This window comes from Idiomarina aquatica (assembly GCF_004362895.1).
GTDB lineage: Bacteria > Pseudomonadota > Gammaproteobacteria > Enterobacterales > Alteromonadaceae > Idiomarina.
On the sequence record NZ_SNXI01000052.1, the window covers coordinates 1 to 1861 of the forward strand.

General features: G+C 50.7%; 1 protein-coding gene. It reads right to left on the minus strand.

Annotated elements, in window-relative coordinates:
• Positions 1–131: 131 nt before the first annotated feature.
• Positions 132–1690 (minus strand): IS3 family transposase gene (locus DEU29_RS13880; protein ID WP_133540999.1). Its coding sequence is split into 2 segments (ribosomal slippage): positions 132–1237 and positions 1237–1690, totalling 1560 coding nucleotides; the frame shifts between segments, so codons are not numbered across the junction.
• Between the last annotated feature and the right edge of the window lie 171 nt (positions 1691–1861).

Here is a 1861-nt window from a genome sequence, read left to right on the forward strand (position 1 = left end):
GCGCAGCATGCGACAATTACACCTTGCCGGCGATAAACTGTTTATCGATTACTGCGGCCCGACAGTGCCTATCCTCAATCCCGATACCGGTGACGCGGTGTTTTTCAACCGAGTTGTCCAAAAAAACTGTTTTAAGCAACCGCCGTATTACGCTTAATTTCCTCAACATTGGAGGGATTTAGCGCAACGTCACCAACGGGCGTCCAGTTTCTTGTGTTGCCTGACCAGCGCTCCGGGCGGCTGCGTTTTTGTTGCTCATATAATGCAGCGCGTGCCGCTAATATGGCGTTATCTTCACCACGGTGCCGGCTACCCGGTGTCACAAAGTTAATCCCGCTGTGCAGAAGGTGCTCGTTATAAACGTTAACGAAGTCCATCATCCATTGGCGAACATGGCTGAGCGAGTTAAACCCTTTGCGTGGCCATTTCGGACAGTATTTTACGGTCCGAAACAACGACTCTGAATACGGATTATCGTTGCTCACGCGTGGCCGGTTATGTGACATCGCCATGCCCAGGTTGGCCAACCTTGATTTCAGTGTAAACGAGGTCATCGGTGCCCCGTTATCTGAATGCAGTACCGGCGGATTATGCCAGCAGCCCTCGCGCAGCAAGGTTCGCTCAACCAGTTGTTTTGCCAGTTCACCGGATTCGGTTTCATGGACTTCCCAGCCGACGATTTTGCGGCTGTAAATATCAAGTATTAAGTACAGGTACCAGAAAACGCCTTTGACGTTCGAGGGACAATAACTGATGTCCCAGGTGTATACCTGATTCGGCCCGCTTGCCGTGTAACTGGTCGGCAACGGATGCTTATTCCGGGGGTTTGCTTTGCCCCGGTGTGTTAATTGCCGGTGCTTTTTCAGCACCCGGTAAATCGTTGATTCAGAGCCAATATAAACGCCTTTATCGGCCAGTAACGGCACGATTTGTGAGGCCGGTAAATCCGCATACTGCGGTAAATTACAGACCATCAGGATGCGCTGCTCTTCGTCTTCGCTCAACTGCCGCGGTTGTTTAACCGGCGCTGTTGTGGGCCGTTTATCCGGCGTCGGATTGTTAGCCCAGCGCTTTAACGTGCGTTGGCTTATGCACATAACATGCGCTGCCTGATGGCGGGATGCGCCGTTATTAACCGCTTCGTTAAAGTAATCGAGTAGCCTTATACGCTCGCTTTGCGGCGTTAGTCGTCCTCGTTGTCCGGTTCGTCCCCGTATAAGGCTTCGAGCTTTTTTGAAAGCACCAACAGGGCACTGGTCTCGGCCAACGCTTTATCTTTGCGGCGAACCTCGGCTTTAAGCTTTTTGATTTCTTTGGTCGTTTTTTTACGCTCTTGTTTTACCTGGCGCTCACTGTCAGCAGTGCGGCCAAAGCCCTGCAGGCAATCGGTACGCCACTGTTTGACCTGCTCGGTAAATAACCCTTTTTCACGGCAATAAGCCGACAGTTCGGCTTCCGATAAGCCGGCGGTTTCGATAACGATGGCTAACTTGTCTTCAGCGGACCATTGGTCAGCCTGTTTTTGATGTCCGGGCACTGCAACTCCTTGCTCACGACATTGTTTTAACCAATGATACAAGGTTTGCGGACTGATCCCATCCTCATCAGCCACAGAATTTACAGAACGACTCTGTGGCGGTAATAATTTTTTGAGCGTTGCAGCTTTACGCTCTTCAGAATAACGTGGCATACATGAACCTATGCCGCCCACTGTGTATTAACTAATGGCGAAATTGCCAACTGGACAACAAGGTTGACATAGTGGGGACGTTCGCTATAACGCACAAGTCTTCGTGGCAACCTTAGGTGCTTCAAATTACACCTATGTTGAAGCCGGGCGTTCACAGCAACTGGAAGACTG